The organism is Mesorhizobium sp. Cs1299R1N3 (genome assembly GCF_037179625.1).
Taxonomy (GTDB): domain Bacteria; phylum Pseudomonadota; class Alphaproteobacteria; order Rhizobiales; family Rhizobiaceae; genus Mesorhizobium; species Mesorhizobium salmacidum.
This window is the reverse complement of the sequence record NZ_JAPYKQ010000014.1, coordinates 1-24,977: the sequence shown is the minus strand read 5'-3', so window position 1 is coordinate 24,977 and position 24,977 is coordinate 1. Positions and strand designations below refer to the sequence as shown.

Sequence of the window (24,977 nt, the reverse complement as noted above, 5' to 3'; positions counted from 1 at the left end):
ATTTGATTGCATTGCTATCATCGCTATCAGGCAAGATGAGTAGAGTGCAATCATATGGCCAGCATCACGATCCGCAACCTTGATGATGAGGTCAAGGAACTGCTGCGCCAGCTGGCGGCGGAAAACGATCGCTCCATGGAAGAACAGGCGCGGGTGATGATCCGGGCCGCTGTCGACGGCCAGATCGGCCCGGTTGGCCGTCTCGATCAGATCGAGAAAGCCCTCCTTGAACTGGCCAATTCGCAAGGCGCCCTGACCGTGGCGTCGGCCTTGGCAGTCAAGAGCTTGCCGCGAGGCACACTTTCCAACAAGCGCATCCTGCTCATCATCGGCGGCGGCATCGCCGCCTACAAGGCGCTCGATCTGATCCGCCGGCTGCGCGAGCGTGGTGCGGCGGTGCGGGTGGTCATGACGTCGGCGGCGCAGGAATTCGTGACGACGCTGTCGGTCGGGGCGCTCTCCGCCGACCATGTCTTCACCGACATGTTCGACCGCAACGATGAACACGATGTCGGCCACATCAGGCTATCGCGCGAGGCAGACCTCCTGGTGGTGGCGCCCGCAACCGCCGACCTGATGGCCAAGGTCGCCAATGGCCATGCCAACGATCTGGCCTCGACCGTGCTCATCGCCACCGACAAGCCGGTGCTGATGGCCCCGGCCATGAACCCGAAGATGTGGTCGCATCCCGCCACCCGCCGCAACCGCGCGACCTTAGGCAAGGACGGCATCACCTTCGTCGGCCCCGCCAAGGGTGAGATGGCCGAGAGCAACGAGGCCGGCGAAGGCCGCATGGCCGAACCGCTGGAGATCGTCGCCGCGGTCGAGGCGCTGCTCGATGCCGGCCCCAAGCCGCTGGCGGGGCGCAGGATCATCGTCACGTCAGGCCCGACGCACGAGCCGATCGATCCCGTGCGCTATATCGCCAACCGGTCGTCCGGCAAGCAGGGCCACGCCATCGCCGCGGCATTGGCAAGGCTTGGCGCCGATGTCCGACTTGTCTCGGGTCCCGTAGGCATTGCCGATCCAGCGGGCGTGAAAACCATCCATGTCGAGCGAGCGCAGGAAATGCGCGACGCGGTGGAACAGCTTCTGCCCGCCGACGCTGCGGTATTCGTCGCCGCCGTTGCCGACTGGCGCACCGAGAATTCGGCCGGTGAGAAGATCAAGAAGTTCGCGGGCGAAGGCCCGCCGGTGCTGCGCATGGTCGAGAACCCCGACATCCTGGCTGGTGTCGGTCACCACGGGCAGCGACCCGGGCTGGTCGTCGGCTTTGCCGCCGAGACGCAGGATCTCCTGCGCAACGCCGAGGCCAAGCTCAGCAAGAAAGGTGCCGATCTCATCGTCGCCAACGATGTGTCGCAGACCAGCGGCATCGGTCCTTCAGGCGTGATGGGCGGCGATCGCAACCGGGTCCGGATCGTGTCTAGGACCGGCGTCGAGGAATGGCCCGAAATGACCAAGGACGAGGTGGCGGCGCGGCTCGCCGCGCTCATCGCCGAGCGGTTGAAAACGATCGTCGTCTGACAAGTGTTGGCGGAAGCCGCCAACATCCTGTCGCGTGCTGTGCGCTAAGCCGTCAGTTGGCCAAAAGCTCAGCCGTGCGGGCAAGCGCCCCGCCGAAGCCATTGAGCGGAATTGAAAAGCTTACGACTTGCCCGGTATCGGCCGCGAACGCGTCGATCTTGAGCGTCGTGCCGTTCTTCAGCAGCGGCGTGACATTGGCATCGAACGCCACCGGCACAAGGCAGCCGACCACCTGGCAGGTGTTGAACGGCAAGCTGCCATCGAGCTTCTGGTCGTCTATGGTCAGCGCAACACCCTTGGCAAGCGCCAAGCCGAACGGCAGGGCAAGGGTTCCGGTCGCATCCTCGCCGGTCTTGCTCGACAGCTCGATCGCCAGCAGCCGCTGGTTGCTTTGCTTGTTGAACTGCTGATGCGACAGGCTGCAGACCTTGTTCGTGCCCGATATCTGGCAATTGACCGTCCAGTCGCCGTGAGTTTCGGACAAGGCCGATGCACCACCGGGCAGCTGCGGCGCGTCAGCTGCGGCGGGCGGCGTTGCCGCCAGCTTGTCGCCCTTGGTTTGCGCCGACATGGCCGGCAGGCCGGCGATACAGGCAGCACCCAGCACTGCTGCGAAATACGCGTATTTCCTCATCAAGACCTCTCCCGGCTCCGCCAGCTCGAGGCCGGCGCCGACCCGATAGAGCGGCGAATCGATCGCTTCCGTCAAGTGCAATGCCGGGTTGCCGGGCAGATTCGCCGCAGCCGCAAAGCGGCCACTGCGCCATCTGGAACACGCGCGGATCGGTGAGTGCCGGAACCCGGATCCTGCGCCAGTTCGAGGAAGGTCGGATCGTCGGCGCAGAGAACGAGATCGGTGCCGTTATCCACCTTGAACTGGACGTTGAGGTCCACTGCCGGATGCAAGGTCTTCGCCTCGATGCCGGAATCGGCCATCGCCGAACCCTTGGCCACCAGATATTCGGTGAACAGCTTGTCGATCGACAGGAAGTTCAGCGGAGCTTCGCCGTCGAGGTCGCCCGCACCTGATCAGCGCCGGGGCATCGGTGATCTGGTTGTTGAGGTCCACGTCGCATTCCCGCCATGGCATCGCAGGACAAACACCCTATATATCTGGTGCGATGAGGTTTTTTTGCAGGAATGAGCGGATGTACATGCGTCGTACAGCTATGAGTTTCGTACTGGCGGTACTGGCCGGGGCGGCTTTCGTCGGCTTTGCATCGCCTGCTTCCGCGCAGGTGCTCGATCCTGCGGCCGGAAACAATGTGCTCATCCAGCAGAATGACCTGCAGGCCTTGCAGAGCCGGGTTCAGCGGCAGCAATTTCAGCAGCAGCAACAGCAGTATCGTGCCCAGGATCGCGTCATCGTCCAGCAGCCGCCGCCTGTCGTTCCGCAGGTCAGGCCGAGCTGCCAGACGCAGATAATCGGAAATACCGCCGTCAGCACCTGCCGCTGATCGACGGGCATCTTCTTTTATTTAGCCGACTTACATGGTAGGGCATTTTAGGTGCCCCTGCGGCAGTTTGGATTTTGCAAAGGCGTCGCATCACGCTAAGGGGCATTGCAGCGACTGGATTATCAAGATGGCAGCCACCAAGAAAAAGGCCGTGCGCCAGGCCAAGAAAGGCGAAAGGATCCGCCAGGTGGCGGCCATTCCCTTTCGGCTGAACCCGCGCGGCGGTATCGAGGTGATGCTGGTCACATCGAGAACGACGAGGCGCTTCATCGTGCCCAAGGGGTGGCCGATGAAAGGCAAGAGCGGGCGCAAGGCAGCCACCATCGAGGCGCTGGAGGAAGCCGGGGTGCTTGGCAAAACGCTGAAGCAGCCGGTGGGCACCTATTCCTACTGGAAACGCTTGGCCAACCGCTTTGTCCGCGTCGACGTCATCGTCTTTCTGCTGGAAGTGACGGAAGAGCTTGCCGACTGGCAGGAGGCCAAACGGCGGCAGCGGGCCTGGCTGGCGCCGGCCGAGGCCGCGATGCTCATCGACGAACCCGATCTCTCGACGCTGGTGAACACCTTGGCGCTGCCCAAGCCCGCGCCGCTCGAGCAGGCATAAGCCTCAATTGTCCGTGCTCTCATCTTCAGGAAGCGGCCGTGCCGGCAGGCCGCTATAGGCCCACAGCCATTCGCGCGGAAAAGTGTGGGTTCCCGTCCGGATTGCGCCGCAACAAGGAGTTTGAAGCGCTCGAAAGCGCTTAGTTCAACTTGACCAAGACCACCCGACGGTTCTTGGCGCGGCCGGTCTCCTCGTCATTGCTGGCGACGGGCGCCATCATGCCGGCTCCGGCCGCCGTAAGCCGCGACCCATTGATCCCGTATTTCGCCACGAGCGCCGCCTTGACCGCCTGCGCCCGCCGGGACGACAGGTCGAGATTGTAATCGAAGGCGCCCTGATTGTCGGTATGGCCGACGACGATCACGGTCATCCCGGGCTCATTGGTCAAAAGCGTCGAAATCTCCTTCAGCGTCGGCTCGGACTCCGGCTTGATGTCAGCCTTGTCGGTGTCGAAGAAGATGCCGTAGAGGGAAATGCTGCCGGTGGCGGAGAGCGAGTCCGCCATCTTGGCCGCTTCGACGACTACCATTTTCTTGTCGCGCGCCTTGGGTTCCAGCACCTGCACTACGGCGACGGTGCGACCGTTGAGTTCCTTGCAGTAGAGATTGTCGGTCAACGAATAGGTCTGCACGGTGACATAGGCGTCGCCGCCGTCCTGCGGCACCTTGGCCGAGAAATAGCGCTGGTCGTTGATGCCGGTAGCCAACGCGCAAGCGCCATTGGAGAATGCCGCGTCCTTGAGATCGCTTTCATGGAAGGAATACATCGTCAGGCTCATGTCGCCGCCGCCGCCGCTCGACGAGCGGTCGGCAGCGCCGCCACATTCCTCCTTCTTGCACTCGAACAGGACTTCGCCTCCTGCTGCCTTGATCACATCCTGATAATTGCGCAGCACCTCGAGCGGCGAGCGCTCGGCCGGCAGCACATAGGCGATACGGGTCAGGGCACCCTCCACCTCGGCCTTCTTGTCCGGCGCGAAAACGCGATTGTTCATGGCGTCACGCGCGTTGGGATCTGCACTTGGCTTCAGGGGCGACAGCGGTACGCTGAAGTCGGTAAAGGCAAGCTTTGCGTAGGACACGATGAAAGAGCCTTCGTAGCGCTTGGCCAGTTGATTATCGGCGGCGCCCGCGATATCGGCGGTCGGCACCGTCGCGTCGGCTGCCGCGAGCCGCACTGTCAGCGCGAGAACAAGCCCCGCCCAGAAAACCCTCATGATTGTCGACTTTAATGCATGCATCGATCTATCCCCTCGCTTGAGGCTCGATGCTAGCAGAGCGGGTATGTCCAGTCGATGACGCCGCTCAGGGCAGCCGCTCCAGCAGGATCATCGGGGCGTCGTGATAGAGGATCTGCGTCAGTTCGGTATAGCCGCACTTCCTGGCGACGTTCAAGGAGGCCGTATTGTCGGGATCGATGATGCAGACGGTTCTGGCAAGTCCGAACGTCTCGTTGCCCCAGCTATGCACGCGGCTGACGATCTCCGTGGCAAGGCCGGCGCCGTGCGCGGCCGGAGCGAGCGCCCACCCCGCCTCGGGGATACCTTCGATCGACGGCTCCATGTCGCGCTTCAGATCGTGGAACCCGGCCTCGCCGACGAAGCGGCCAGTCGCTTTCTCCTCGATGGCCCAGAAGCCGTAGCCCAGCAGCGACCACAGGCCGGCGTGACGCAGGAAGCGCATCCAGCTTTCTTCACGCGTGCGCGAGTTGCCGCCGATGAAACGGGTGACGACGGGGTCGGCCCACATCGTGGCATAGGCATCGAAATCGCCGAGCCGGTGTGCCCGCAGGATGGTTCGCGGCGTCTCGATGACCGGGGCGATGGTCGCTTGCGTCGTGTTCATTGGATTTGCCTCGCGTTACGGCCTGCGGTTAGCAAATCGCCGGCGCGGTGCAAGAGCCAGGAAACCAGGAACCATCATCCAAGCCGCAACGTCCGGCAGCCTTCACGACATCCGGGCGCTATGGGATTTTCGCGCGGCGGTGTTATTTTCGACGACGGCTGAATCAGCACGTCCCAATTTTTCAGGCGCCGGCCACTGCCGCCGATCCAAGGAAACCCGCATGGACACCACCGACCTCGTGCTCGCCATCATCCACCATCTGCTGGTGTTCTCGCTAGCCGGGATCATCGGCGCCGAATTCGTGCTGATCCGTGGCGACCTGCCCGCCGCGACGCTCAAGCGGCTCGCCGGCATCGACCGTCACTACGGCATCATCGCCGCGCTCATCATCATCGTCGGTATCGGCCGTGTCGTCTGGGGGCTCAAGGGTTGGGAGTTCTACGTCTACAACTGGGTGTTCTGGGCCAAGATGGCGGCATTCGGCACCGTCGGCCTGCTGTCGATCATCCCGACCGTGCGTTTCCTGTCCTGGAGCCGGCAGGCGAGCGCCAATCCTGCCTTCGCCGTGCCTGTCGGCGAACTGGTCTCGGTGAAGACCTATATCCGCGCCGAGGCGTTCGTCTTCCTGCTGATCCCGGTTTTCGCCGCGGCGATGGCGCGTGGCTACGGCTACTGATCGTCGGCGGCAATCGTTTCAAGCGGAGCGATCGGCACCAGCGGTGCCGGAATGCTGGTCGTCTTCACCTCTGCCTTGCAGATATCGGCGATGACGCAGGCCGGGCAATCCGGCTTGCGCGCCTTGCAGACATAGCGGCCATGCAAGATCAGCCAGTGATGCGCATGGCGCATATATTCGTCCGGGATGATCTTCAGCAGTCCCTGCTCGACCTGTTCCGGGGTCTTGCCAGGCGCCAGGCCAAGCCGGTTGCCGATGCGCAAGATGTGGGTGTCGACCGCCATCGTATGCTGGCCGAAGGCCATGTTGAGCACGACATTGGCGGTCTTGCGCCCGACACCGGGCAGCTTGACCAGCTCATCGCGATCATCGGGCACCTCGCCGCCGTGGTCGCGGATCAACGCCTCCGATAGTGCGATGACGTTCTTGGCCTTGTTGCGCCAGAGCCCGATGGTCCTGATATAGTCGCCGACCCTGGCTTCACCCAACGCCAGCATCTTTTGCGGCGCATCGGCGGCCTTGAACAAAGCCCGCGTCGCCTTGTTGACGCCGGCATCGGTCGCTTGCGCCGACAGCACCACCGCCACCAGCAGCGTGAAGGGGTTGACGTGTTCGAGCTCGCCCTTCGGCTCTGGCCGCTGCACCGAAAAGCGTCGGAAAATCTCGTGCACTTCGGCCGGGCTGTAGCGCGAAGTCCGCCGAGCGGGACGTGGACCCGGCTTGGCATTGGAGCCGTCGCGCCGTCCGGACGGCGGCTCTTTTTCGGGCATGGAAGATTCTTTGGACTTGGGGCTGGCCATTTCCCTCCTATAATATCCTGTCATGAGCGACACAAACGCCTCGTTTCAGGCTGATGAGCCCTTCTTTCACGCATTGCTGACCCCACACCGGTCGCTCGGCCGGACGGGCTTCCTGATCCTGATGGGCGCACTGATGTTCGGCTGGCTGGTCACGGGTGCGTTTTTCCTGTCGCGCGGCGCCTGGCCGGTGTTCGGCTTCTTCGGCCTCGACGTGATTGCCGTCTATATCGCCTTCCGCGTCAATTATCGGGCCGCACGCGCCCGCGAGGAAGTGTCGGTCTCGCGCACCAGCCTCGATATCCGGAAGACGGCCCCCTCGGGAAAATCGGAAGCGCACCGCTTCAACCCTTTCTGGGCGCGGTTTTCGGTCGCCCGTCACGCCGAGATCGGCATCACCAGAATGATCGTGGAAGCACAGGGCCAGAACGTGCCGATCGGCGGCTTCCTCGACCCCGATTCCCGCGAGAGCTTCGCCACCGCCTTCGCGCGCGCGCTGGCGACCGCCAAGGCGCGCTGAAGCAATTCCAGGAAAAGAAGCGGCTTTCCGTCCGGGCTCGAACCCGGAGTCTATCTGGGCAAGCGCTGCAAGAAGGCAAGTTTCGGGTGGCGATCGGCGCCCCAAGAGGCGATATTCCGGCCCAAGGAGACAGGTCCATGAGCACACACACGGCAGTCCTCAAGAAGGACATCACGCCCGAGGGCAGCGACTACGAGATCGTGCGCCGCGCCATCGAGAAGATCAGCCTCGACTATCGCGACCAGCCATCGCTGGAAGAACTGGCCGAGGAGGTCGGCGAGACGCCGACCGGCTTGCAAAAACTCTTCACCCGCTGGGCCGGCCTGTCACCCAAGGCCTTCCTGCAGGCGGTGACGCTGGACCATGCGCGCAAGCTGCTCGATTCCGGCATGCCGCTGCTCGAAACCTCTTTCGAACTGGGCATGTCCGGTCCCGGTCGGCTGCACGACCTGTTCGTCACCCATGAGGCGATGTCGCCGGGCGACTACAAGACGCGCGGCGCCGGCCTCACCATCCGCTACGGCTATCACCCGTCCCCGTTCGGCACTGCCCTGATCATGGCCACGGATCGCGGGCTTGCCGGCCTCGCCTTCTGCGACGTCGGCGAGGAGCGCGCCGCCTTCGCCGACATGTCCGGCCGCTGGCCCAACGCCCTCTATGTCGAGGACAGGGAAGCGACAGGCCCCTATGCCGCGCGCATCTTCGAGCCGACGTTGTGGCGCGCCGACCAGCCGCTGCACGTCGTCATGATCGGCACCGACTTTCAGGTCCGCGTCTGGGAAGCCTTGCTGCGGATCCCGATGGGTAAGGCCCGCACCTATTCCTCGATCGCCGCCAGCATCGGTGCGCCGAGCGCCAGCCGCGCGGTCGGCGCCGCCAACGGCGCCAACCCGCTCTCTTTCGTGGTGCCTTGCCACCGCGCCATCGGCAAATCAGGCGATCTCACCGGCTATCACTGGGGCCTGACCCGCAAGCGCGCCATCCTCGGCTGGGAGGCGGGGCAGATTTCGTCCTAAAATGTCGATTTTTAATTCCGGCTCCAAGGAATATATGAATATTCGCATTGCGAAGTATTAGTGGGAATTATTTCGAGAATTTCTGGATACAACCGGCGACAACCATCGGTTTCTTCACAGCCGTTGTTTTGACGCTTTATTTAAGTTTACACTAAATTAACCATGCTAAAGCGATGATGACCCATATTAATTCGGACATTCCGACTTAATAGGAGGGTTTCGATGACGTTGTTTCGCGCCGCTTTCGGCGCAACTCTGCTGGTCGCGTGCCTGGACCAGGCTGCGATGGCCACACAGCAGAATGTCATTTTCAACGGCACGGTCACCGCGACCTGCACGCTTGTCGTCGCCACCAACGGCACGATGACGGTAAGCCCCGACCTTCAGTCGCTGAGCTCGCACAACAGCGGCGGTTCGGCTGGAACAGTCACGCTCACCACCACCGGGGGTGTTTCGCTGAGCGTCGATCCGGTGACCCTCACCACCGTGCCTGCCGCCGACAGCACGGCCATCACCTGGACATCGACCTATTCTGCCAGCGGCGCCCACACGATCGCGGAAACTGGTTCCTCCACCGCCCTGACTGTCCCCGGCGCCGATCTTGTCTCGGTCCATCTCGCCGGCACCAAGGGCGGCAGCAATCGCTTCGCGAACGGCAACTATCAGGCAACGGTAACGCTGCGTTGCGAATGACGTCCCCGCGAAGGAGGGGTCCTTGAAACATACTCTGAACCTGGCGACGGCGCTGGCCGTCGGATTGATGCCCATTGCCGCGGGCGCCCAGTCGATGTCGCCGATGCGGGGTGAGGTCAACAGTTTCACCGACGCCTTCGCGGTCCGTGTGTTCCCCGCCAATCCCTACGGCCAGAAGATAAAGGTCGAAATCCACGTCTACGATCAGAATTTTCAGCCAGTGGACGCCAAGATCTCTCCGAACGTCTTCCAACTGGGCTCGCAGGCTTCCCGTCCCGTCCTTGTGGTCGTGCCCTTCGGCGGCGCTGCCGAGCGTAAAGTGCGTATCTGTACCGAGAGCATCCCCTTTCCCAATCAACAGACGCAGATAAAGGCACAGATATGCGGAAAGTTTTTTGGGCACCGCAAGTCCTGACAGTCGCGTCTGCGGCGATGTGGACGGGGATCTCGCCGGTTCTGGCCGAGGATGTCTACAACCTCAATCAGAACGAGAGCGGCTTCAATCTGCCCGGCGTGACGTTGCCTCAGGGCCAGGACGAGGTCCACGCCTCCGACGGCACCACCTGCCGTTCGGCGGTGTCGGGCACCGGCGCCTATTTCGACCTCGGCGTTATCAGAGGCAACAGCCAGTCGAACAACGACGTCGCCACCTACGGCCGCGTGGTGATTCCGATCGGTCGTACGCCTAAGCGTGTCGATTGCAGCCGCCTCTATGAACTCGAGGTCGAGCGCCTGCAACTGGAGCTGAAACTGCTCAAGATGGGCCTCGGCGGCGACGGCCCGACGGCGAGCGTGGCCGCCAGCGCTCCCACGCCCGTGGCCGCATCACCCGGATGGGCCAACGAAGGCTGGAGCATCAGGACCGGAAGCGGTGATGGCAAGAAAAAGAAGAAGAAATAACAGGGCGCTGCTTGCGATGGCCGCGCTCGCCGGCTTCTGCCTTCCGGCGCAGGCGGCGATCATCGGCACCTGCACCATCATGGTCGGGGCATCGGGAACGATGACCGCAAATCCGGCCATCGGCATACTCGGATCCAAGCAGGCAGGCGGATCGAGCGCCAGTGCCACCGTGGTGGCAAGCTCCACGCTGTGCTCGCTGTTCAACCTGCTGGACTGTTATTCGGTTTCAGCGCCGGCGCCTGCGGCATTCTCGTCCGCGCCGAGCGGCGGCGGCACCAACGTGACCTTCGTCTCGGTCTTCCGCCTCGATGGCTCGGGCGTCGACAACAATGGAGGCGTGCCGCAAAGGGTCGTCAACGGCACCCACGCCATGCAGATCGACCTCACCGCCACCAAATCGAGCGGTATCTTTCCCGCCGGCAACTATCAGGGCATCGTCACCGTGCGATGCGAGTGAGGCGGCAAATTGTGCTGGACCATTCGCGTGGTCTGGCATCGAACGGCCTGGCAGGATAGCTTCCCCTGCATTCAGCAGGAGGCATTTCTTGATTATCGTAGTCGGCTCGATCAACCTCGACCTTATCGCCAATGTCGACCGCTTGCCGAGCCCCGGTGAGACGGTGAGCGGTTCCGGTTTCACGACGGCGCCCGGCGGCAAGGGCGCCAACCAGGCGCTCGCCGCCGCACGTGCCGGTGCTCAGGTGCGCATGGTCGGCGCCGTCGGCAAGGACAATTTCGCACCCGAAGCTCTAGCGTTGCTGCGCGAGGCCAAGGTCGACCTGTCGGGTGTGGGAGAGACCTTTGCCTCGACCGGCACGGCGCTGATCATGGTCGGCGACGACGGCGAGAACATCATCGCCGTGGTGCCCGGCGCCAATGCTTCCGTGGTGCCCGGCGACCTCTCCAAGGCTTTTCTGAAAAAGGGCGACGTCGTGCTGCTGCAGCATGAGATTCCGCTCGCGACGATCGATGCGGCCCTCGACCAGGCAAGGGCGGCCGGCGCGGTCACCGTGCTCAACACGGCTCCGTTCCACGCCAAAGCGGCCGGCTTCCTCGGCAAGGCTGATTACGTCGTCGCCAACGAAACCGAGTTCGACCTCTATGGCGAGGCCCTGGCGCTCAGCGGCCGCGATCGGAAGGCGCGCATGCGCGATTTTGCCGGGAAAACCGGACGCGCCATCATCGTCACGCTTGGCGGCGACGGCGTGACGGCGGCGACGCCGAGCGATTTCCTGACCGTTCCCGCGTTGAAGATCACGCCGGTCGACACGGTCGGCGCCGGCGACACATTCTGCGGCTATTTCGCGGCCGGCCTGGCATCGGGCCTCACGCTCGAACAGGCATTGGCGCGTGCCGGCGCCGCCGGCTCGCTGGCTTGCCTCAAGCCCGGCGCCCAGCCGGCAATCCCGCTGGCCAAGGATGTCGACCAGGCCTTGCAGGAAACCCGTTGAGATGATGCGCCCCCGCACCAGACATGCCGTACCCGCGGCCAGCGACATCTGCCGCCTGTCGGCTGTCGAACTCGCCGACGCGATCCGCCGAAAGAAACTCTCCGTGCGCGAGGTGGTGACGGCGTTCCTCGATCGCATCGATGCGGTCAACCCGCTGGTCAACGCCATTGTCTCGTTGCGCGACCGCGCCGACATCTTGCGCGACGCCGACGCCGCCGATATCAGGCGGACGGATGGAAGCGGCTCCCTCTTTGGCCTTCCCGTTGCCATCAAGGACCTTGCCTCCACAAAGGGCCTCAGGACCTCGTTCGGCTCGCCGATCTTCGCCGATTTCGTGCCTCAGGAAGACGATTTCTTCGTCGAACGCATCCGCGACGCCGGCGCCATCATCATCGGCAAGACCAATGTTCCCGAATTCGGGCTCGGCTCCAACACCTACAACAACGTGTTCGGGCCGACGCTGAATGCTTTCGATCCGTCGCTCACCGCCGGCGGCTCGAGCGGCGGTGCGGCGGTGGCGCTGGCACTCGACATGGTGCCCGTCGCCGACGGCAGCGATTTCGGCGGTTCGCTACGCAACCCGGCGGCCTGGAACAATGTCTACGGTTTTCGGCCATCGCAGGGGCTCGTGCCCGCTGGTCCCGACTTCGAGGTTTTTCAGGCGCAGATGGGCGTGGAGGGGCCGATGGGTCGCAATGTCGCCGACATGGCGCTGTTGCTCGACGTGCAGGCCGGTTATCACCCGCAGGCGCCCCTGTCCTATGAGAAGCAAGGCTCCTTCCTTGAAGGGCTCGCGACGGTGGCGACCGGCGGCCGCATCGCCTGGCTGGGCGATCTCGGCGGCCATCTGCCGATCGAGCCCGGCATCCTCGATCTTTGTGAGGCAGCACTCGCACGGTTCACGGATGTATCCTTCCTGGCCGAGCCCTTGCGACCGGATTTCGATTTCGAAGCACTCTGGCAAGCCTTCGTGACGCTGCGCCAGGCCAGCAGCGGCTGCGCCCTGAAAGTGCATTATGACGATCCCGCCAGGCGCGGCCTGCTGAAACCGGAAGCCGTCTGGGAAGTAGAGAACGCCATGCGGCTGACGGCGCCGCAAATCCGCGCGGCTTCGGTCGTGCGCACCTCCTGGCACCGGATGCTGTTGTCGATCTTCGACCGCTTCGACCTCATCGCGCTGCCAACCGCACAGGTCTTCCCCTTCGATGTCGGCACCCATTGGCCCCGCGAGGTCGCCGGGCGGGCGATGGACAGCTACCATCGCTGGATGCAGGTTTCAGCCTTCGCCCCCTTGGGCGGTTGCCCGGCGGTCAATGTGCCGGTCGGCTTCGACGACAGGGGCCGGCCGATGGGCATGCAGCTGATCGGCCGGCCACGCGGCGATCTCGCCGTGTTGAAGGCCGCGGCCGCCTATGAGACGACGTTGCCCTGGCCTGCCGGCGCCTGAGCCAGGCGCGCCGCGCACCGGCTTGCGTCGTTATCGCCGCCATGCATTGATTGTCGCCTGAAAGGCCGCGTAGCGGCATTGCGAGGAAAAATCATGTCGCTGGAACTCTACGCCGCCTATGTTCTTGCCTGCATCGTCATCATCCTGGTCCCCGGGCCAACGGTGACCTTGATCATCGCCAACAGCATCCGCCACGGAACTCGTGCTGGTCTCGCCAATGTCGCCGGCACACAGGCGGGTCTCGCCGTCATGATCGCCATCGTCGGCATCGGCCTCAACACGCTGATCTCGGGCATGGGCCACTGGTTCGAGTGGGTGCGTCTGATCGGCGCCGCCTACCTGATCTGGATGGGCGTGCAGATGTTCCGCTCGAAGGGCACGCTGAACGCCGACGGAACCGCCCGGAAACCGCGCGGTGGCTTCTTCCTGCAGGGCCTGCTGGTGGCGCTGAGCAATCCCAAGACGCTGATTTTCTTCGGCGCCTTCTTCCCGCAGTTCATCGCGCCGCAGGGCAATTATTCGCTGCAGATCGCCGTCATGGGCCTAACCGCCATGATCTTCGCCGCCATGTCGGATTCGACCTATGCGCTCGCCGCCGGCCGCGCCGGCCGTATGCTCTCGGCCAGCCGCGTCAAGCTCCTGTCCAGGATCAGCGGCAGCTTCATGGTCGGCGGCGGCCTGTGGCTGGCGTTTTCGCGGTCGAAGTAACCACGAAAGCGCCTTCTTCATATATTTTCACAGAGACATATTGAAGAATTGCACGCCGCTGCACAATTCTTCACTATGCGCAAATCAAACGTTTCCTTTCGGGATCGCTTGCTTATTTGGCAATATGAGTACAGCGACGCAGTGGTCGGCATCGCTTTCTTTTGCGCCTTTGCGCTGATGAAATCCATCGCGATTGTAGGGCTTCAGGCCAATCCGGTCGTCGCCAGCCAACGCGTGATGGCCGTGGTCGAATACATCAGAGTGAAGCCTATCAGCCCGTATGCCATGGTAGGTCACAATTTATACTATACCTACGATGTGCGCCTTGATGACGACAACACGCGGATATCAATCGACGATGACGTCGAGCGACCGCATCTTCTTGGCTCTCTCGTTCCTATTGAACGGCAACACCACAAGCACGGCGTCGACACCTATCGATTGCTCAATGGGTGACAACGCGCGCTGGTGACAACGCGCGTTGTCAAAAAAACGTCAGTTAAGCCGCCTCAGCCTCTCCACCAGCAGCCCAAAAAACCCGTCATGGTCGATGTCGCGCATCACCATGGCGTTCTTTTCCCGCTTGGTCACGCCCCACCAGTCGATCACGGTCATGCCCATGGTCAGTTCCGAGGCGGTTTCCACGCTGACATTGCAATGGCGGCCCTTGAACAGGTCCGGCTTCAACAGGTAGGCGATGACGCAGGGGTCGTGCAGCGGCCCGCCATCGGTGCCGTACTTCTCCTCGTCGTAACGCTCGAAGAATTCGAGCATGTCTGCCGTGGCGATGCCGACCTTGCTGCCAAGCTTGCGGAAGGCATCGATGCGCTTGGACGTGGTCAGCGCCTTGTGGGTGACGTCGAGCGGCATCATCACGATCGGGATGCCGGACTTGAAAACCAGATCGGCGGCCTGCGGATCGACATAGATGTTGAATTCGGCGGTCGGCGTGACATTGCCGCCTTCGAAGAAGCCGCCGCCCATCAGCACGATTTCCTTGATGCGCGGTGCAATGCGCGGTTCGCGGATTAGTGCCAGCGCTATGTTGGTAAGCGGCCCGAGCGGGCAAAGCGTGATGGTGCCACTCTCTTCCTTCATCAGCGTCTCGACGATGAAATCGACGGCATACTGCTCCTGCAGCTTCATCGTCGGTTCGGGCAGTTGCGGCCCGTTGAGACCGGTCTTGCCATGCACCTCCTCGGCGGTGACCAGTTCGCGCGCCAACGGACGGATGGCGCCGGCATAGACCTTGATATCTGGCCGGCCGGCCAGTTCGCAGATCTTGCGGGCGTTCTTTTCGGTCAGTTTCAACGGCACGTTGCCGGCAACGGCAGTAATGCCGATGATGTCCAGTTCGCTACTGCCGAGCGCCAGCAGAATGGCGACGGCATCGTCCTGGCCGGGATCGGTGTCGATGATGATCTTGCGTGGTTGGGGCATTTCAATTCCTTGTTTGGCTAGCCATCAGCTCACCGGACCGATCGTGCGCCCGAAAAACGCCAACCGGCTGCAAGCTGCCGAACCGCTCGACGGGGAACGGTCCCGGCCTGCGCGCTTCTCCTTGCATCCGCGCGTCGTTTCAAGCGCCATGTCGATTATTCCTGTGAGTCCACGGCTTGGTCTTTTTGGGCGGGTCTTTTGGTGGCTTGAACTTGGTCGTGGGGCGGACCATATCAAGGCCATCGGGAAAAATGCCATTTGGGTTTTTCCAGTTTATGTCGCTCTTGAGAGGACAGTGTAACATGAGCCGAATGACGCCTTTCTCCAGCCCGCTTCTCCTGGGTTTCGACGCCATGGAAAAGACCCTGGAGCGTCTGGCGAAGTCCGGTGACAGCTACCCTCCCTACAACATCGAGCGCCTCAGCGGTGCCGACGGCAAGGCCGAAAGGCTACGCATTACACTTGCCGTCGCCGGTTTCGCCGAAAGCGATCTCGATGTGACAACGGAGGAAAACCAGTTGGTCGTGCGCGGTCGTCAGACCGACGATACCGAGCGCGAATTCCTTCATCGCGGCATTGCCGCACGCCAGTTCCAGCGCTGCTTCGTGCTGGCCGACGGCATGCGCGTGATCGCGGCGGAGCTGAAGAACGGCCTTTTGTCGATCGATCTCGATCGGCCGGAGTCTGAACGGCTGGTACGGAAAATAAATATATCGGTGAAAGACTGATCTTCACTGATGGCTCTCATGCGGGATGGCCTTGAGCGGCGTCCTCGCGCCAAGGAGGCTTGAAATGACCAGAACTGACGAAACCATCACCATGACCAGCGGCGAGTTCGCCCATCTCGGCGAAGGCTCGGTCGCCTATCTGCGCAAGGTCTCGAGCGATGAACTGCTCGGCCGCTTCCCCAACATCGGCGAAATCGCGCCCGGTATGGAGCTGTGGGCCCTGTTTGGCGCCAACGGCCAGCCGATCCTGCTTTCCGATGCGCGTGACCGTGCCTTGGCCGGCGCCATGGAAAACGACCTGACCACCGTCGCCATTCATTAAAGTCGGCCAGTGGGTTAACTGAAAAGGGCCGCTCACGGCGGCCCTTGGGGTGATTTTTAAAAAAGATGGCTTCAGGCCGCGTGCGAGGCCTGCGTGTCCGACAAAAGCGCGTGGATCGCCGCGGCGTCGCGCGTCCCCCTGACCTTGGCCACCGTGTCGGCGTCGCGCAGCACGCGCGCGATGCGCGACAGCGCCTTTAGGTGATCGGCACCCGCCCCTTCAGGCGCCAGCAGCAGAAACACCAGATCAACCGGTTGGTCATCCAGCGATTCGAAATCGACCGGGGTTTCCAGCCGGGCGAAAACGCCGGCGATGCGCTTCACGCCGGCGAGCTTGCCGTGCGGTATGGCGATGCCGTTGCCGACGCCGGTCGAACCCAGGCGTTCGCGCTGCAGGATGGTGTCGAACACCTCCCGTTCCGGGATGCCCGAAATCGCCGCGGCCCGCTCGGACAGCAATTGCAGAAGCTGCTTCTTGGAGTTCGCCTTCAACGCCGGCAAGATCGCCGGAACGCTGATAAGATCGCTCAGATCCATGCTTGAAAATCCTTGTTCGCCTGCCGCGCCAGTCCCCACCCCTCGTGCGGCCGGCTTTTATCCCTGTGCGACTTTGGTCGTGGACGGATCGATCCAGCCGATGTTTCCGTCGGGCCGGCGATAGACGATGTTGAGATGGTCGGTTCCGGCATTGCGGAAAACAACCACCGGACTGTCCTTGGTATCGAGCTCGATGACGGCTGAGGCCACCGACATGGTCTTCAGCGTCATGGTTGATTCGGCGACGATGGCCGGTGCGAAATCCTCCGGGATCTCCTCATCGTCATCGGCAAGCGGTGCCATCACGGTATAGGCAATGTCGGTCAACTCGCCATTGGCATTGCCCGAATTGTGCGATTTCAGACGGCGCTTGTAGCGCCGAAGCCGGGTCTCCAGCCGATCGGCGGCGGCCTCGAAGGCGAGCGTCGGATCCTGGGCATCGCCGGTGGCCTGCAGCGAGGCGCCGGAATCCAGCCGGATCATGCAATCCGCCGAATAGCGCGAGCCCGATTTGATGACGGTGACGTGCCCCGCGAAGCCGCGATCGAAATATTTGCCGATCGCTTCACCGACACGATCGTTGATGCGTGTGCGGAACGCATCGCCGATATCCATGTGCTTTCCCGAAATGCGCAGATTCATCTGAAAACTGACCTTCCTTGCTCAGGCTTCAAACTGGCCCGAGTTTATACTCGTGATCCGTGCGCACAAGCTTTGCGGCGTCACTCGCGCCGATTTAAATCCGAACTTTCCGGTTGATCACAAGCCGCCTTCTTGACCGTCCCGGGTCATTGTCGTGACGGACCATCCGCTAGCGGGCATCAAGCCCGTCTCATGCGGGCGGGCTTCTAGCCACTTCACCGTGGCTTGTCAATGAAACTCGAAAACTGTGAAAATCGCGAGTGCCTAACGGCCGGCGCTGGCGAGCGCCCGCTTCTCGCGCCGGCGCTGCACCGATGAGGGAATATTCATGCCTTCCCGGTACTTGGCGACCGTACGACGGGCGATATCGACGCCGCTTTCCCTCAGCATGTTGACGATAGCATCGTCCGACAGCACATCGACCGGCTTCTCTTCGTCGATCAATTGCTTGATGCGATCACGCACCGCTTCGGAGGAATGCGCATCGCCACCACCCGATGCCGCGATCGAGGCGGTGAAGAAATAGCGCAGTTCGAACACGCCGCGCGGGGTGAGCATGTATTTGTTCGCGGTGACCCGGCTGACCGTCGATTCGTGCATGCCGATGGCGTCCGCCACCGTGCGCAGGTTGAGCGGCTTCAGGTGGCGCACGCCATGGACGAGGAAGGCGTCCTGCTGGCGTACGATTTCCGAGGCCACTTTGAGGATCGTCTTGGCCCGCTGGTCGAGGCTGCGTGTCAGCCAGTTGGCATTCTGCAGGCACTCGGCCAGGAAGTCCTTCTCCGCCTGGTTCTTCGCGTGCGGCGACACCTGGGCGAAATAGATATGGTCGACCAGCACGCGCGGCAGCGTTTCGGCGTTGAGTTCGACGGTCCAGCTGCCGTCATTGGCCGCCCGCACCTCGACATCGGCGACGATCGAGTTACTGGCGCCGCCCGAAAACGCCATGCCCGGCCGCGGGTCGAGCGCCCGGATTTCGGCCAGCATGTCGAGCAAATCCTCCTCATCGACGCCGCAGAGCCGCTTAAGCGTCTGGAAATCGCGGCGCGCCAGCAGTTCGAGATTGGCAATCAGGGCCTTCATGGCCGGATCGAGCCGGTCACGCACGGCAAGCTGCAGGGAAAGGCATTCCGCGAGATCGCGGGCAAACAGGCCGGCCGGCTCGAAGGTCTGGCATACGGCCAGCACCTTGCCCACCGCCACGCCGTCGGCGCCAAGCCGCCCAGCGATCTCCGCCAGATCGGCCCTGACGTAGCCGGTCTCGTCGAGCCCATCGGCAAGTTCTCCGGCGATCAGCCGCGCTACGGGATCGGTGAAGGCGAGCGCGACCTGCTCGCTGACATGGTCGCGCAGCGTGATCGCGCTCGCCGCCATGTCGCCGGCATCGAGCCCCTCGGAAGAGGAGCCGCCGCCACTGCCCGAAGCCGATTTCCATTGCGCCGTCAGGTCGGGCCCGAGCCGTTCGCTGGTGCCGGGATCATCGGGAAACAGGTTTTCCAGGGACGTATCGAGCTTTTCCGAGATCGCCTCGGCGCTCCATGCCGTCTCGTTCTCGAACCAGTCGCCATCGGGCGCCGCTTGCGGCTCAGCCTCGAGCTTCTGCGCCTGATCGCTCGCGGCATCGTCCTGCGGCTCGGCGCGCTCCAGGAGCGGGTTGCGCTCGATCTCCTCGTCGATGAAATGCTCGAGCTCGGCATGGGTGAACTGCAGCAGCCGAATCGACTGCATCAGCTGCGGCGTCATCACCAGCGACTGCGACTGTCGGAGCTGTAGTTTCGCCGCCAATGCCATGGTTCGGTTTCAAACGCCTCCTCTACGCGTCCGGACTTCCGGAATGAATTTCTCGGCCGGCCATAGAAACTGGCCCGGCTTTTGCTTGTCAAGGCAAAGCCTAGCAAAACTCGCTTACCGGAGCGTTATTGCGGATCAAAATCGCGAAAAACTGGCCGTCGGCGCGCAAAAAATCGTATCAGGAAACAAATTTCACGCTGAGAGCGATTCCAGGAGCCGGGAAAAAATGGCTTTCCGATCGGAATACCGTGAAAAAAGACACGGGACGGTTCGCTGTTTCAGACAGCGAACGTCTCAGAGCGTGAAACCCTCGCCGAGATAAAGCCGCCGCACGTCGGGATTTGCCACCACTTCGTCGGCGCGGCCATGGGTCAGCACCTGGCCGGCATGGATGATATAGGCACGGTCGATGAGGCCGAGCGTCTCACGCACATTGTGGTCGGTGATGAGGACACCGATGCCGCGCGCCGTCAGGTGACGCACCAATTGCTGGATGTCGGCGACGGCGATCGGATCGATGCCGGCGAAGGGTTCGTCGAGCAGCATATAGGCCGGGCGCGTCGCCAGCGCGCGCGCGATTTCCAGGCGCCGCCTTTCGCCGCCCGAGAGCGACATGGACGGCGCCTTGCGCAGATGGCTGATGTGAAATTCCTCGAGCAGTTCGTCGAGGCTGCGCTCGCGAACCTTGCGGTCCTTTTCGACCACTTCGAGCACGGCGCGGATGTTCTGTTCGACATTGAGGCCGCGGAAGATCGAGGCCTCCTGTGGCAGATAGCCGATGCCGAGGCGCGCGCGGCGATACATCGGCATCGAGGTGACGTCGAAGCCGTCGATCTCGATCGTGCCTTCATCCACCGGCACCAGGCCGGTGACCATGTAGAAACAGGTCGTCTTGCCGGCGCCGTTGGGGCCGAGCAGCCCGACGGCTTCGCCAGCGCGCACGCCCAGCGTGACGCCGCTGACGACCTTGCGGCCCTTGTAGCTCTTGGTCAGGCCCTTGGCGATCAAGGTTCCCTTGAACTTCGCCTTGTCGACGGTGATCGCGGCCGGAGCCGAAAGCTTGCCTGCGGCCCGTCCCGGAAGACGCGCCGTCAGCGACGACAGGCTGGCCATCAGGGGTTCGTCGCTCCCGATTTCGACGCATCCGATTTCGGCGGGGGCGTGATCGACATCTGCACGCGCTGCCCGGCGCATGGGTCGACCTGGGCCAGCCCGCTTTTCATCTGCACGGTAAGCTTGCAGCCGACCAGGACATTGTCGTTTTGCGACAGGACGACCTTTTTGCCCGAAAGCACAAGCACCTGGCTCTTCATGTCGAAGCTGCCCTGATCGCCGGTCGCGACCTGCTGATCCGACTTGATGTAGACCTTGTCGGAGATCTCCAGGTGATCGATGTTGGCCGAGCCGGTCATGGCTGCCGCCCCGGCGGCTTCGGCCCCCTTCGCGCCCGCGTTGGGATCCTTGACGTAGTAGACCATCATCTTGCCGGCCTTCATCAGCGTCGGCCCCTGGACGACGGTGACGTTGCCGGTGAAGATGGCGACACTGTCGGCCTGGTGGACTTCCAGCTTGTCGCTTTCGATCTGGATCGGCTTGTCGCCGGCCAGTTTGAGACCCGACACCTGACTGGCCGCCCCCGACTGGGCCAGCGACGGCGCCAGGCTTAGCAGGAACAGCGCCGAAGTTGCGGCCGCAAGCCGTGTCGAACTATTGACCCACATTCGATTCTTCGCCCTTTGCCTCAGCCGCCTTCAGAACGGCGGGATCGATATTGACACGAACTTTGTTCTCGAACACCAGGATCTTGCCATTGTCCTGGACCGACATCGAATCCGCCCTGATCTGCGACCCGCCACGGCTGACATCGACGGGATCATCCGTCTTCATAGTGCCTTTGCCCATGTCGAGGAAGACCGATTTGAACTTGGCCTGCATGCCGTCGGTCGTGGTGATGGTCACGTCGCTGTTAAGTTTCATCGTGTTGCCGTCGCGATCGTAGGTACCGTGCGAGGCTTTTACCGCCGCGACATTGTCGGGCGCGATCGGCACCTTGGCGTCGATGCCTTCGAGTTCGATGATGCCTTGCGTGCTCACATCCTGTATCGCCCGCAGCGCCGTCATCGAATAAGGCTGCTTCTGCTTGGTGAAACCGTTGAGTTTGGGATTGGCCATCACCAGCTTGCCGTTGGAGAAGGCGGTGCCTTCGGCCTGCACGGCGACGGAGACGGGCGCGGCGAAATAGGAGTAGACCGGGAAGGCCACGGCGATCAACGCCGCGGCCAAGGGCACGGCGAATTTGAGCACGCGCACGCGGCGCGAATGACGCTGGGCGCGGTCGAAAGCTTCGCCCCGCGTCCAGCCATCCGCCGGGGGAGCCAACTCCGTCTCCGGGCTGGTCTGTTCATTCGGTCGCGCTAACATGACTGCTTTCTTCCAAAACCCTGCCCAGGAGCCCCGCCTATAGGTGGGACGCCAGCGCCCTCACGCAAGCACAAGCCGACGAAAACCGCAAAAATGTGACAGCTGCCGTGCACAAACAAAACCGGGTCAGCGCAACAGCCAGTGCTTCATAGCAGAAATAGACGCCCTTGCGTCTTTTTTCATCACCGAAGTTCTTCGCACTTACCTTGCATCGCCCGCATAGGCCAGTCACAAAAAAGACAGCATATGGACCGTCGCGCGCAGATTGCCGCGCCATGTGCGGGACGGAACTGCTTCCCGATGAAGACATCATGGTCTAAAAGCGTCTCTTCCCGCTGACTGTGAGGCTGACGATGGCATTGAGAGCCGACGACCTGATCGACCGCCGCCGCTTGCGGCGCAAACTGACTTTCTGGCGTGTTGCGGCCTTTGGCATCGTGGCGCTCGGCGTGATTGCGCTGTCGACCTGGTTCTATGGCGACGATTTCGGCGGCTCTGCCGTCGACCACATCGCCAAGGTCAGGATCGAAGGCACCATCACCGAGGACGACGAACTGATCAAGCGGCTGGAGACCATCCGCCAGTCGCCGAAAGTAAAAGGCGTGATCCTGGTGGTCGATTCTCCCGGCGGCACGACCGTCGGCGGGGAGTCGATCTACGAGGAGGTGCGCAAGCTCGCCGCCGATAAGCCTGTCGTGGCCGAGGTCGGCACGCTCGCCGCGTCGGCGGGCTACATGATCGCCAGTGCCGCCGACCATATCGTCGCCCGCAAAACCTCGATCGTCGGCTCGATCGGTGTGCTGATCCAGTATCCCGACGTCAGCGGCCTGATGGACAAGCTCGGCGTCAAGCTGGAGGAGGTGAAATCCTCGCCGCTGAAAGCCTCACCCTCGCCCTTCAAGCCGACCAATGACGACGAACGCGCCATGGTCCGCAAGCTCATCCTCGACAGCTACGACTGGTTCGTCGGCATCGTCGCGGAACGCCGCAAGATGACCCACGAGCAGGCGCTGGCGCTCGCCGACGGTTCGATCTTCACCGGCCGCCAGGGTGTTGCCAACGGGCTGATCGACGCCGTCGGCGGCGAATCCGTGGCGATCGACTGGCTGGCGACCAAGGGTGTCGATGCCAAGCTCAAGGTGGTCGAGTGGAAGGACACGGAACGGCGCGGCGGTTTCCTGTTCTCGAAGGCGATGGCACGCACGGTCGCCGGCGCCCTCGGCCTGCCGGACTCCGGCGGCGACGTCATCCATGAACTTGGCGCCGACCGCTTGTTTCTTGACGGTCTCGTTTCCGTCTGGCACCCTTGAGACGCGTTGGGACAGCTGAAAAAGCAAATAAAATCATCTTGATAATTTTGGCCGAACTGCTTTCACGGGGACCCGTCTGATGATCAAGTCCGAGCTTGTGCAGATTATTGCCACGCGCAATCCGCATCTTTTCCTGCGCGACGTCGAAAACATCGTCGGCGCGATCTTCGATGAAATCACCGACGCGCTTGCCGAGGGCAACCGGGTCGAATTGCGCGGTTTCGGCGCTTTTTCGGTGAAGAACCGACCTGCCCGCACCGGCCGCAACCCGCGCACCGGCGAATCCGTCGAGGTCGAGGAGAAATGGGTGCCGTTCTTCAAGACCGGCAAGGAACTGCGTGAAAGGCTGAACGGCGGCAAGTAGCCGGACGGCTTGTCCCGGCCCGCTTGCGACGGAAAATATCATGCTCAACCGCTTCATACTTATCGTGATCTTCGTGCCCCTGGCGATCATCCTGATCGCTTTGGCCGTCGCCAACCGCGAACTCGTCGCCTTCACGCTGGACCCGTTCAATCCCGGCAATCCGAAGCTGACGCTGACCTTGCCGCTGTTTATTTTCCTGTTCCTGGCGCTCGCCGTCGGCATGGTCGTCGGCAGCCTGGCGACCTGGGTCAAGCAGGGCCGCTACCGCAAGCTGGCGCGCCAGCGCGGCGTCGAGGCGGAAAACCTGCGCCAGGCGGTCCGCGCGCCTTCAGTGCCGCAAGCCCCGGTCCAAGGGGCGGCCCTAGGGTCAGCCCCAGGGTCAGCATTGCCGAAGCCCACCAATTGAAGCGTCGGCCGGCGCATTTCTTTTCACGGAGCCTTTCATGCTGACCATTTCGGCCGCCGAGGTCGATCGTGCGCTGACCTTTCCTGGTCTGGTCGAGACGCTGCGCACGGCATTTCGCGAGGGCGCGGTGCAGCCGGTCAGGCATCATCACGCGGTCGAAAGGCCTGACGGTGCGGCGTCGACCCTGCTGCTGATGCCGGCCTGGACCGACTTTCAAGCCCCGGGCGGTTCCGCCGGCGGCCATATCGGCGTCAAGATCGTCACCGTCTCGCCCGACAACAACGCCATCGGCAAGCCCGCCGTGATGGGGCTCTACCTCCTGCTCGACGGCAGCACCGGCGAACCGGAAGCGCTGATCGACGGCCAGCGGCTGACGCAGTGGCGCACGGCCTGCGCCTCGGCGCTCGCGGCGTCCTATCTCGCCCGCGGCGATGCCTCGCGGCTGCTGGTGGTCGGCGCCGGCGCGCTGTCACCCTTCCTGGCCAAGGCGCATAGCGCCGTGCGGCCAATCAAGACCATCCGCATCTGGAACCGCACCTCGGCCAACGCCGAGAAAGTCGCGGCCGATCTGCGCGCCGAGGGCTTCGCGGCCAGCGCGGCGACCGATCTCGATGCCGAGCTTGGCCAGGCCGACATAGTTTCCTCGGCGACAATCACCACCACGCCGCTGATCAAGGGTGCGCTTCTGCGGCCGGGAACCCATGTCGATCTGGTTGGCGGCTTCACCCCGACGATGCGCGAAAGCGATGACGACGCGATCATGCGCGCCCGCGTCTATGTCGACACACGCGCCGGCGCCACCAAGGAGGCCGGCGACATCGTCCAGCCACTGGCCTCCGGCGTGCTGAAGCCGGAAGCCATCGTCGCCGACCTGCACGAACTGGCGCGCGGCCAAAGGGAAGGCCGCGGCAGCCCTGACGAGATCACGCTGTTCAAGTCGGTTGGCGCGGCACTCGAGGACTTGGCGGCCGGCATTGCCGTCTACAAGGCGCTCAGGGGCTAATCGGTGGTCGGCGAGTAATAGACGATGCCGTCGCCAGGCCTGACGCGGTGCAGCGGTGCCGCCTTGCCGTGGTTGACCTGCATGAAGCCGCCTTGCCGGCCGCGCATGGTCGGCCGACGCTACCGCGATCCAACACGCGCTCATTTCTGTTCCCCATTGGCCTGTTCTCCGTCGGCCAATGCTTGCCCGCCCACCGGCCGGCGGTGCCGGCGCAGCGACTGGATCAGGTCAAGCAAGCGTTCGGAACGGGTAGTGTGCTGAGAGTTCTGCAAATTCGCTGAGAGAGGGCGGTCATGGCAGGCTGGTGATGTTCAACGTCACCTGATTCCCGCGAAGGAACGCCACCATGACCAAGATTGAGAGTAAGACCGCCA

General features: G+C 62.9%; 33 protein-coding genes and 1 pseudogene. 21 read left to right on the top strand and 13 right to left on the bottom strand.

Translation table 11 applies throughout. From position 1 onward, the window contains the following. Nucleotides 1-54 precede the first annotated feature (54 nt). Nucleotides 55-1,527, top strand: a complete 1,473-nt coding sequence (gene coaBC, locus O7B34_RS24475) for a bifunctional phosphopantothenoylcysteine decarboxylase/phosphopantothenate--cysteine ligase CoaBC (RefSeq protein WP_337148467.1) — start codon at nt 55-57, stop codon at nt 1,525-1,527. Between the two features lie 52 nt (nt 1,528-1,579). Here the strand turns inward: coaBC and O7B34_RS24470 are convergent, their stop codons facing one another. Together O7B34_RS24470 and O7B34_RS24465 are read right to left on the bottom strand one after the other, a co-directional pair. Continuing rightward, on the bottom strand, nt 1,580-2,236 hold the full coding sequence (locus O7B34_RS24470) for an invasion associated locus B family protein (protein WP_337148466.1): 657 nt from the start codon (nt 2,234-2,236) through the stop codon (nt 1,580-1,582). Beyond that, on the bottom strand, nt 2,233-2,463 hold the full coding sequence (locus tag O7B34_RS24465) for a hypothetical protein (protein ID WP_337148465.1): 231 nt from the start codon (nt 2,461-2,463) through the stop codon (nt 2,233-2,235). Before O7B34_RS24465 ends, O7B34_RS24470 begins: the two co-directional genes overlap by 4 nt. A gap of 212 nt (nt 2,464-2,675) precedes the next feature. On the opposite strand from O7B34_RS24465, the gene O7B34_RS24460 reads away from it, so the two are divergent. Together O7B34_RS24460 and O7B34_RS24455 are read left to right on the top strand one after the other, a co-directional pair. After that, nucleotides 2,676-2,984: a hypothetical protein gene (locus tag O7B34_RS24460; RefSeq protein ID WP_337148541.1), complete on the top strand. Its 309-nt coding sequence runs from the start codon at nt 2,676-2,678 to the stop codon at nt 2,982-2,984. A 127-nt stretch (nt 2,985-3,111) separates the two neighbouring features. Next, nucleotides 3,112-3,588, top strand: coding sequence for an NUDIX hydrolase (locus O7B34_RS24455; protein WP_027143018.1), 477 nt, complete (start codon nt 3,112-3,114; stop codon nt 3,586-3,588). Nucleotides 3,589-3,727: 139 nt separating this feature from the next. Here the strand turns inward: O7B34_RS24455 and O7B34_RS24450 are convergent, their stop codons facing one another. After that, nucleotides 3,728-4,828 (bottom strand): OmpA family protein, encoded by a 1,101-nt coding sequence (locus tag O7B34_RS24450; RefSeq protein WP_337148463.1) that lies wholly within the window; start codon nt 4,826-4,828, stop codon nt 3,728-3,730. Between the two features lie 64 nt (nt 4,829-4,892). Further along, nucleotides 4,893-5,432, bottom strand: coding sequence for a GNAT family N-acetyltransferase (locus O7B34_RS24445; protein WP_337148462.1), 540 nt, complete (start codon nt 5,430-5,432; stop codon nt 4,893-4,895). Nucleotides 5,433-5,652: 220 nt separating this feature from the next. On the opposite strand from O7B34_RS24445, the gene O7B34_RS24440 reads away from it, so the two are divergent. Then, nucleotides 5,653-6,108 (top strand): DUF2214 family protein, encoded by a 456-nt coding sequence (locus tag O7B34_RS24440; RefSeq protein ID WP_337148461.1) that lies wholly within the window; start codon nt 5,653-5,655, stop codon nt 6,106-6,108. Here O7B34_RS24440 and nth read toward each other — a convergent pair. Next, nucleotides 6,102-6,908, bottom strand: a complete 807-nt coding sequence (gene nth / locus O7B34_RS24435; protein ID WP_337148460.1) for an endonuclease III — start codon at nt 6,906-6,908, stop codon at nt 6,102-6,104. The genes O7B34_RS24440 and nth overlap by 7 nt on opposite strands. 22 nt (nt 6,909-6,930) lie before the next feature. Here nth and O7B34_RS24430 point away from each other — a divergent pair, with 22 nt between their 5' ends. From O7B34_RS24430 to O7B34_RS24385, 10 genes are all read left to right on the top strand, one after another. Then, on the top strand, nt 6,931-7,425 hold the full coding sequence (locus O7B34_RS24430) for a DUF2244 domain-containing protein (protein ID WP_027143023.1): 495 nt from the start codon (nt 6,931-6,933) through the stop codon (nt 7,423-7,425). A gap of 137 nt (nt 7,426-7,562) precedes the next feature. After that, a complete protein-coding gene (locus tag O7B34_RS24425) occupies nt 7,563-8,441 on the top strand; it encodes a methylated-DNA--[protein]-cysteine S-methyltransferase (protein WP_027143024.1) in 879 nt (292 codons plus the stop codon). Nucleotides 8,442-8,663: 222 nt separating this feature from the next. Next, nucleotides 8,664-9,134, top strand: a complete 471-nt coding sequence (locus O7B34_RS24420; RefSeq protein WP_337148459.1) for a hypothetical protein — start codon at nt 8,664-8,666, stop codon at nt 9,132-9,134. A 22-nt stretch (nt 9,135-9,156) separates the two neighbouring features. Continuing rightward, nucleotides 9,157-9,549, top strand: a complete 393-nt coding sequence (locus O7B34_RS24415; protein ID WP_337148458.1) for a hypothetical protein — start codon at nt 9,157-9,159, stop codon at nt 9,547-9,549. Then, nucleotides 9,516-10,034, top strand: coding sequence for a hypothetical protein (locus tag O7B34_RS24410; RefSeq protein ID WP_337148456.1), 519 nt, complete (start codon nt 9,516-9,518; stop codon nt 10,032-10,034). Before O7B34_RS24415 ends, O7B34_RS24410 begins: the two co-directional genes overlap by 34 nt. After that, entirely contained in the window at nt 10,009-10,491 is a 483-nt protein-coding gene (locus tag O7B34_RS24405) for a hypothetical protein (RefSeq protein ID WP_337148455.1), read from the top strand. The genes O7B34_RS24410 and O7B34_RS24405 overlap by 26 nt, the downstream gene beginning before the upstream one ends. Nucleotides 10,492-10,579: 88 nt before the next feature. After that, complete coding sequence (locus tag O7B34_RS24400; RefSeq protein WP_337148454.1) at nt 10,580-11,485, top strand: ribokinase; 906 nt, start codon at nt 10,580-10,582, stop codon at nt 11,483-11,485. Between the two features lies 1 nt (nt 11,486). Further along, nucleotides 11,487-12,932, top strand: coding sequence for an amidase (locus O7B34_RS24395; protein WP_337148453.1), 1,446 nt, complete (start codon nt 11,487-11,489; stop codon nt 12,930-12,932). A 93-nt stretch (nt 12,933-13,025) separates the two neighbouring features. Further along, nucleotides 13,026-13,640: a LysE family translocator gene (locus O7B34_RS24390; protein WP_337148452.1), complete on the top strand. Its 615-nt coding sequence runs from the start codon at nt 13,026-13,028 to the stop codon at nt 13,638-13,640. Between the two features lie 75 nt (nt 13,641-13,715). Next, nucleotides 13,716-14,096 (top strand): hypothetical protein, encoded by a 381-nt coding sequence (locus tag O7B34_RS24385; RefSeq protein WP_337148451.1) that lies wholly within the window; start codon nt 13,716-13,718, stop codon nt 14,094-14,096. Between the two features lie 39 nt (nt 14,097-14,135). Here O7B34_RS24385 and O7B34_RS24380 read toward each other — a convergent pair whose 3' ends face one another. Next, nucleotides 14,136-15,080, bottom strand: a complete 945-nt coding sequence (locus tag O7B34_RS24380; RefSeq protein WP_337148449.1) for a nucleoside hydrolase — start codon at nt 15,078-15,080, stop codon at nt 14,136-14,138. Here O7B34_RS24380 and O7B34_RS24375 point away from each other — a divergent pair. The 3 genes from O7B34_RS24375 (at nt 15,055) to O7B34_RS24365 (ending at nt 16,130) form a co-directional block, all read left to right on the top strand. Further along, entirely contained in the window at nt 15,055-15,381 is a 327-nt protein-coding gene (locus O7B34_RS24375) for a hypothetical protein (protein ID WP_156938169.1), read from the top strand. The genes O7B34_RS24380 and O7B34_RS24375 overlap by 26 nt on opposite strands. Nucleotide 15,382: 1 nt before the next feature. Next, a complete protein-coding gene (locus O7B34_RS24370) occupies nt 15,383-15,808 on the top strand; it encodes an Hsp20 family protein (RefSeq protein ID WP_013893014.1) in 426 nt (141 codons plus the stop codon). 64 nt (nt 15,809-15,872) lie between these two features. Continuing rightward, a complete protein-coding gene (locus tag O7B34_RS24365) occupies nt 15,873-16,130 on the top strand; it encodes a DUF1150 family protein (protein ID WP_015315721.1) in 258 nt (85 codons plus the stop codon). 71 nt (nt 16,131-16,201) lie between these two features. Here O7B34_RS24365 and ptsN read toward each other — a convergent pair whose 3' ends face one another. The 6 genes from ptsN to lptC all read right to left on the bottom strand — a co-directional run bounded on the left by ptsN (nt 16,202) and on the right by lptC (nt 21,520). Further along, nucleotides 16,202-16,666, bottom strand: coding sequence for a PTS IIA-like nitrogen regulatory protein PtsN (gene ptsN / locus O7B34_RS24360; RefSeq protein ID WP_027056629.1), 465 nt, complete (start codon nt 16,664-16,666; stop codon nt 16,202-16,204). Nucleotides 16,667-16,723: 57 nt separating this feature from the next. Then, the gene (hpf, locus tag O7B34_RS24355; RefSeq protein ID WP_027143036.1) at nt 16,724-17,308 is read right to left on the bottom strand and encodes a ribosome hibernation-promoting factor, HPF/YfiA family; all 585 of its coding nucleotides are present in this window, start codon (nt 17,306-17,308) and stop codon (nt 16,724-16,726) included. Nucleotides 17,309-17,572: 264 nt separating this feature from the next. Continuing rightward, complete coding sequence (rpoN, locus tag O7B34_RS24350) at nt 17,573-19,099, bottom strand: RNA polymerase factor sigma-54 (RefSeq protein ID WP_337148447.1); 1,527 nt, start codon at nt 19,097-19,099, stop codon at nt 17,573-17,575. A 294-nt stretch (nt 19,100-19,393) separates the two neighbouring features. Continuing rightward, nucleotides 19,394-20,212, bottom strand: a complete 819-nt coding sequence (gene lptB, locus O7B34_RS24345) for an LPS export ABC transporter ATP-binding protein (RefSeq protein WP_027143038.1) — start codon at nt 20,210-20,212, stop codon at nt 19,394-19,396. After that, complete coding sequence (locus O7B34_RS24340) at nt 20,212-20,820, bottom strand: LptA/OstA family protein (RefSeq protein WP_337105444.1); 609 nt, start codon at nt 20,818-20,820, stop codon at nt 20,212-20,214. Before O7B34_RS24340 ends, lptB begins: the two co-directional genes overlap by 1 nt. Then, nucleotides 20,807-21,520, bottom strand: coding sequence for an LPS export ABC transporter periplasmic protein LptC (gene lptC / locus O7B34_RS24335; protein ID WP_337148445.1), 714 nt, complete (start codon nt 21,518-21,520; stop codon nt 20,807-20,809). The genes O7B34_RS24340 and lptC overlap by 14 nt, the downstream gene beginning before the upstream one ends. A gap of 353 nt (nt 21,521-21,873) precedes the next feature. Between lptC and sppA the strand changes: the two genes are divergently transcribed. From sppA to O7B34_RS24315, 4 genes are all read left to right on the top strand, one after another. After that, nucleotides 21,874-22,830, top strand: coding sequence for a signal peptide peptidase SppA (gene sppA / locus O7B34_RS24330; RefSeq protein ID WP_337148443.1), 957 nt, complete (start codon nt 21,874-21,876; stop codon nt 22,828-22,830). Nucleotides 22,831-22,909: 79 nt separating this feature from the next. Continuing rightward, entirely contained in the window at nt 22,910-23,194 is a 285-nt protein-coding gene (locus O7B34_RS24325) for an integration host factor subunit beta (RefSeq protein WP_006200394.1), read from the top strand. 40 nt (nt 23,195-23,234) lie between these two features. Then, nucleotides 23,235-23,600 (top strand): DUF1049 domain-containing protein, encoded by a 366-nt coding sequence (locus O7B34_RS24320; protein ID WP_337148441.1) that lies wholly within the window; start codon nt 23,235-23,237, stop codon nt 23,598-23,600. A gap of 37 nt (nt 23,601-23,637) precedes the next feature. Next, nucleotides 23,638-24,603, top strand: coding sequence for an ornithine cyclodeaminase family protein (locus tag O7B34_RS24315; RefSeq protein WP_337148439.1), 966 nt, complete (start codon nt 23,638-23,640; stop codon nt 24,601-24,603). Between the two features lie 5 nt (nt 24,604-24,608). On the opposite strand, the pseudogene O7B34_RS24310 reads toward O7B34_RS24315, so the two are convergent. Continuing rightward, nucleotides 24,609-24,747, bottom strand: a pseudogene (locus tag O7B34_RS24310) (EVE domain-containing protein); the annotation flags it as partial. Nucleotides 24,748-24,977 lie beyond the last annotated feature (230 nt).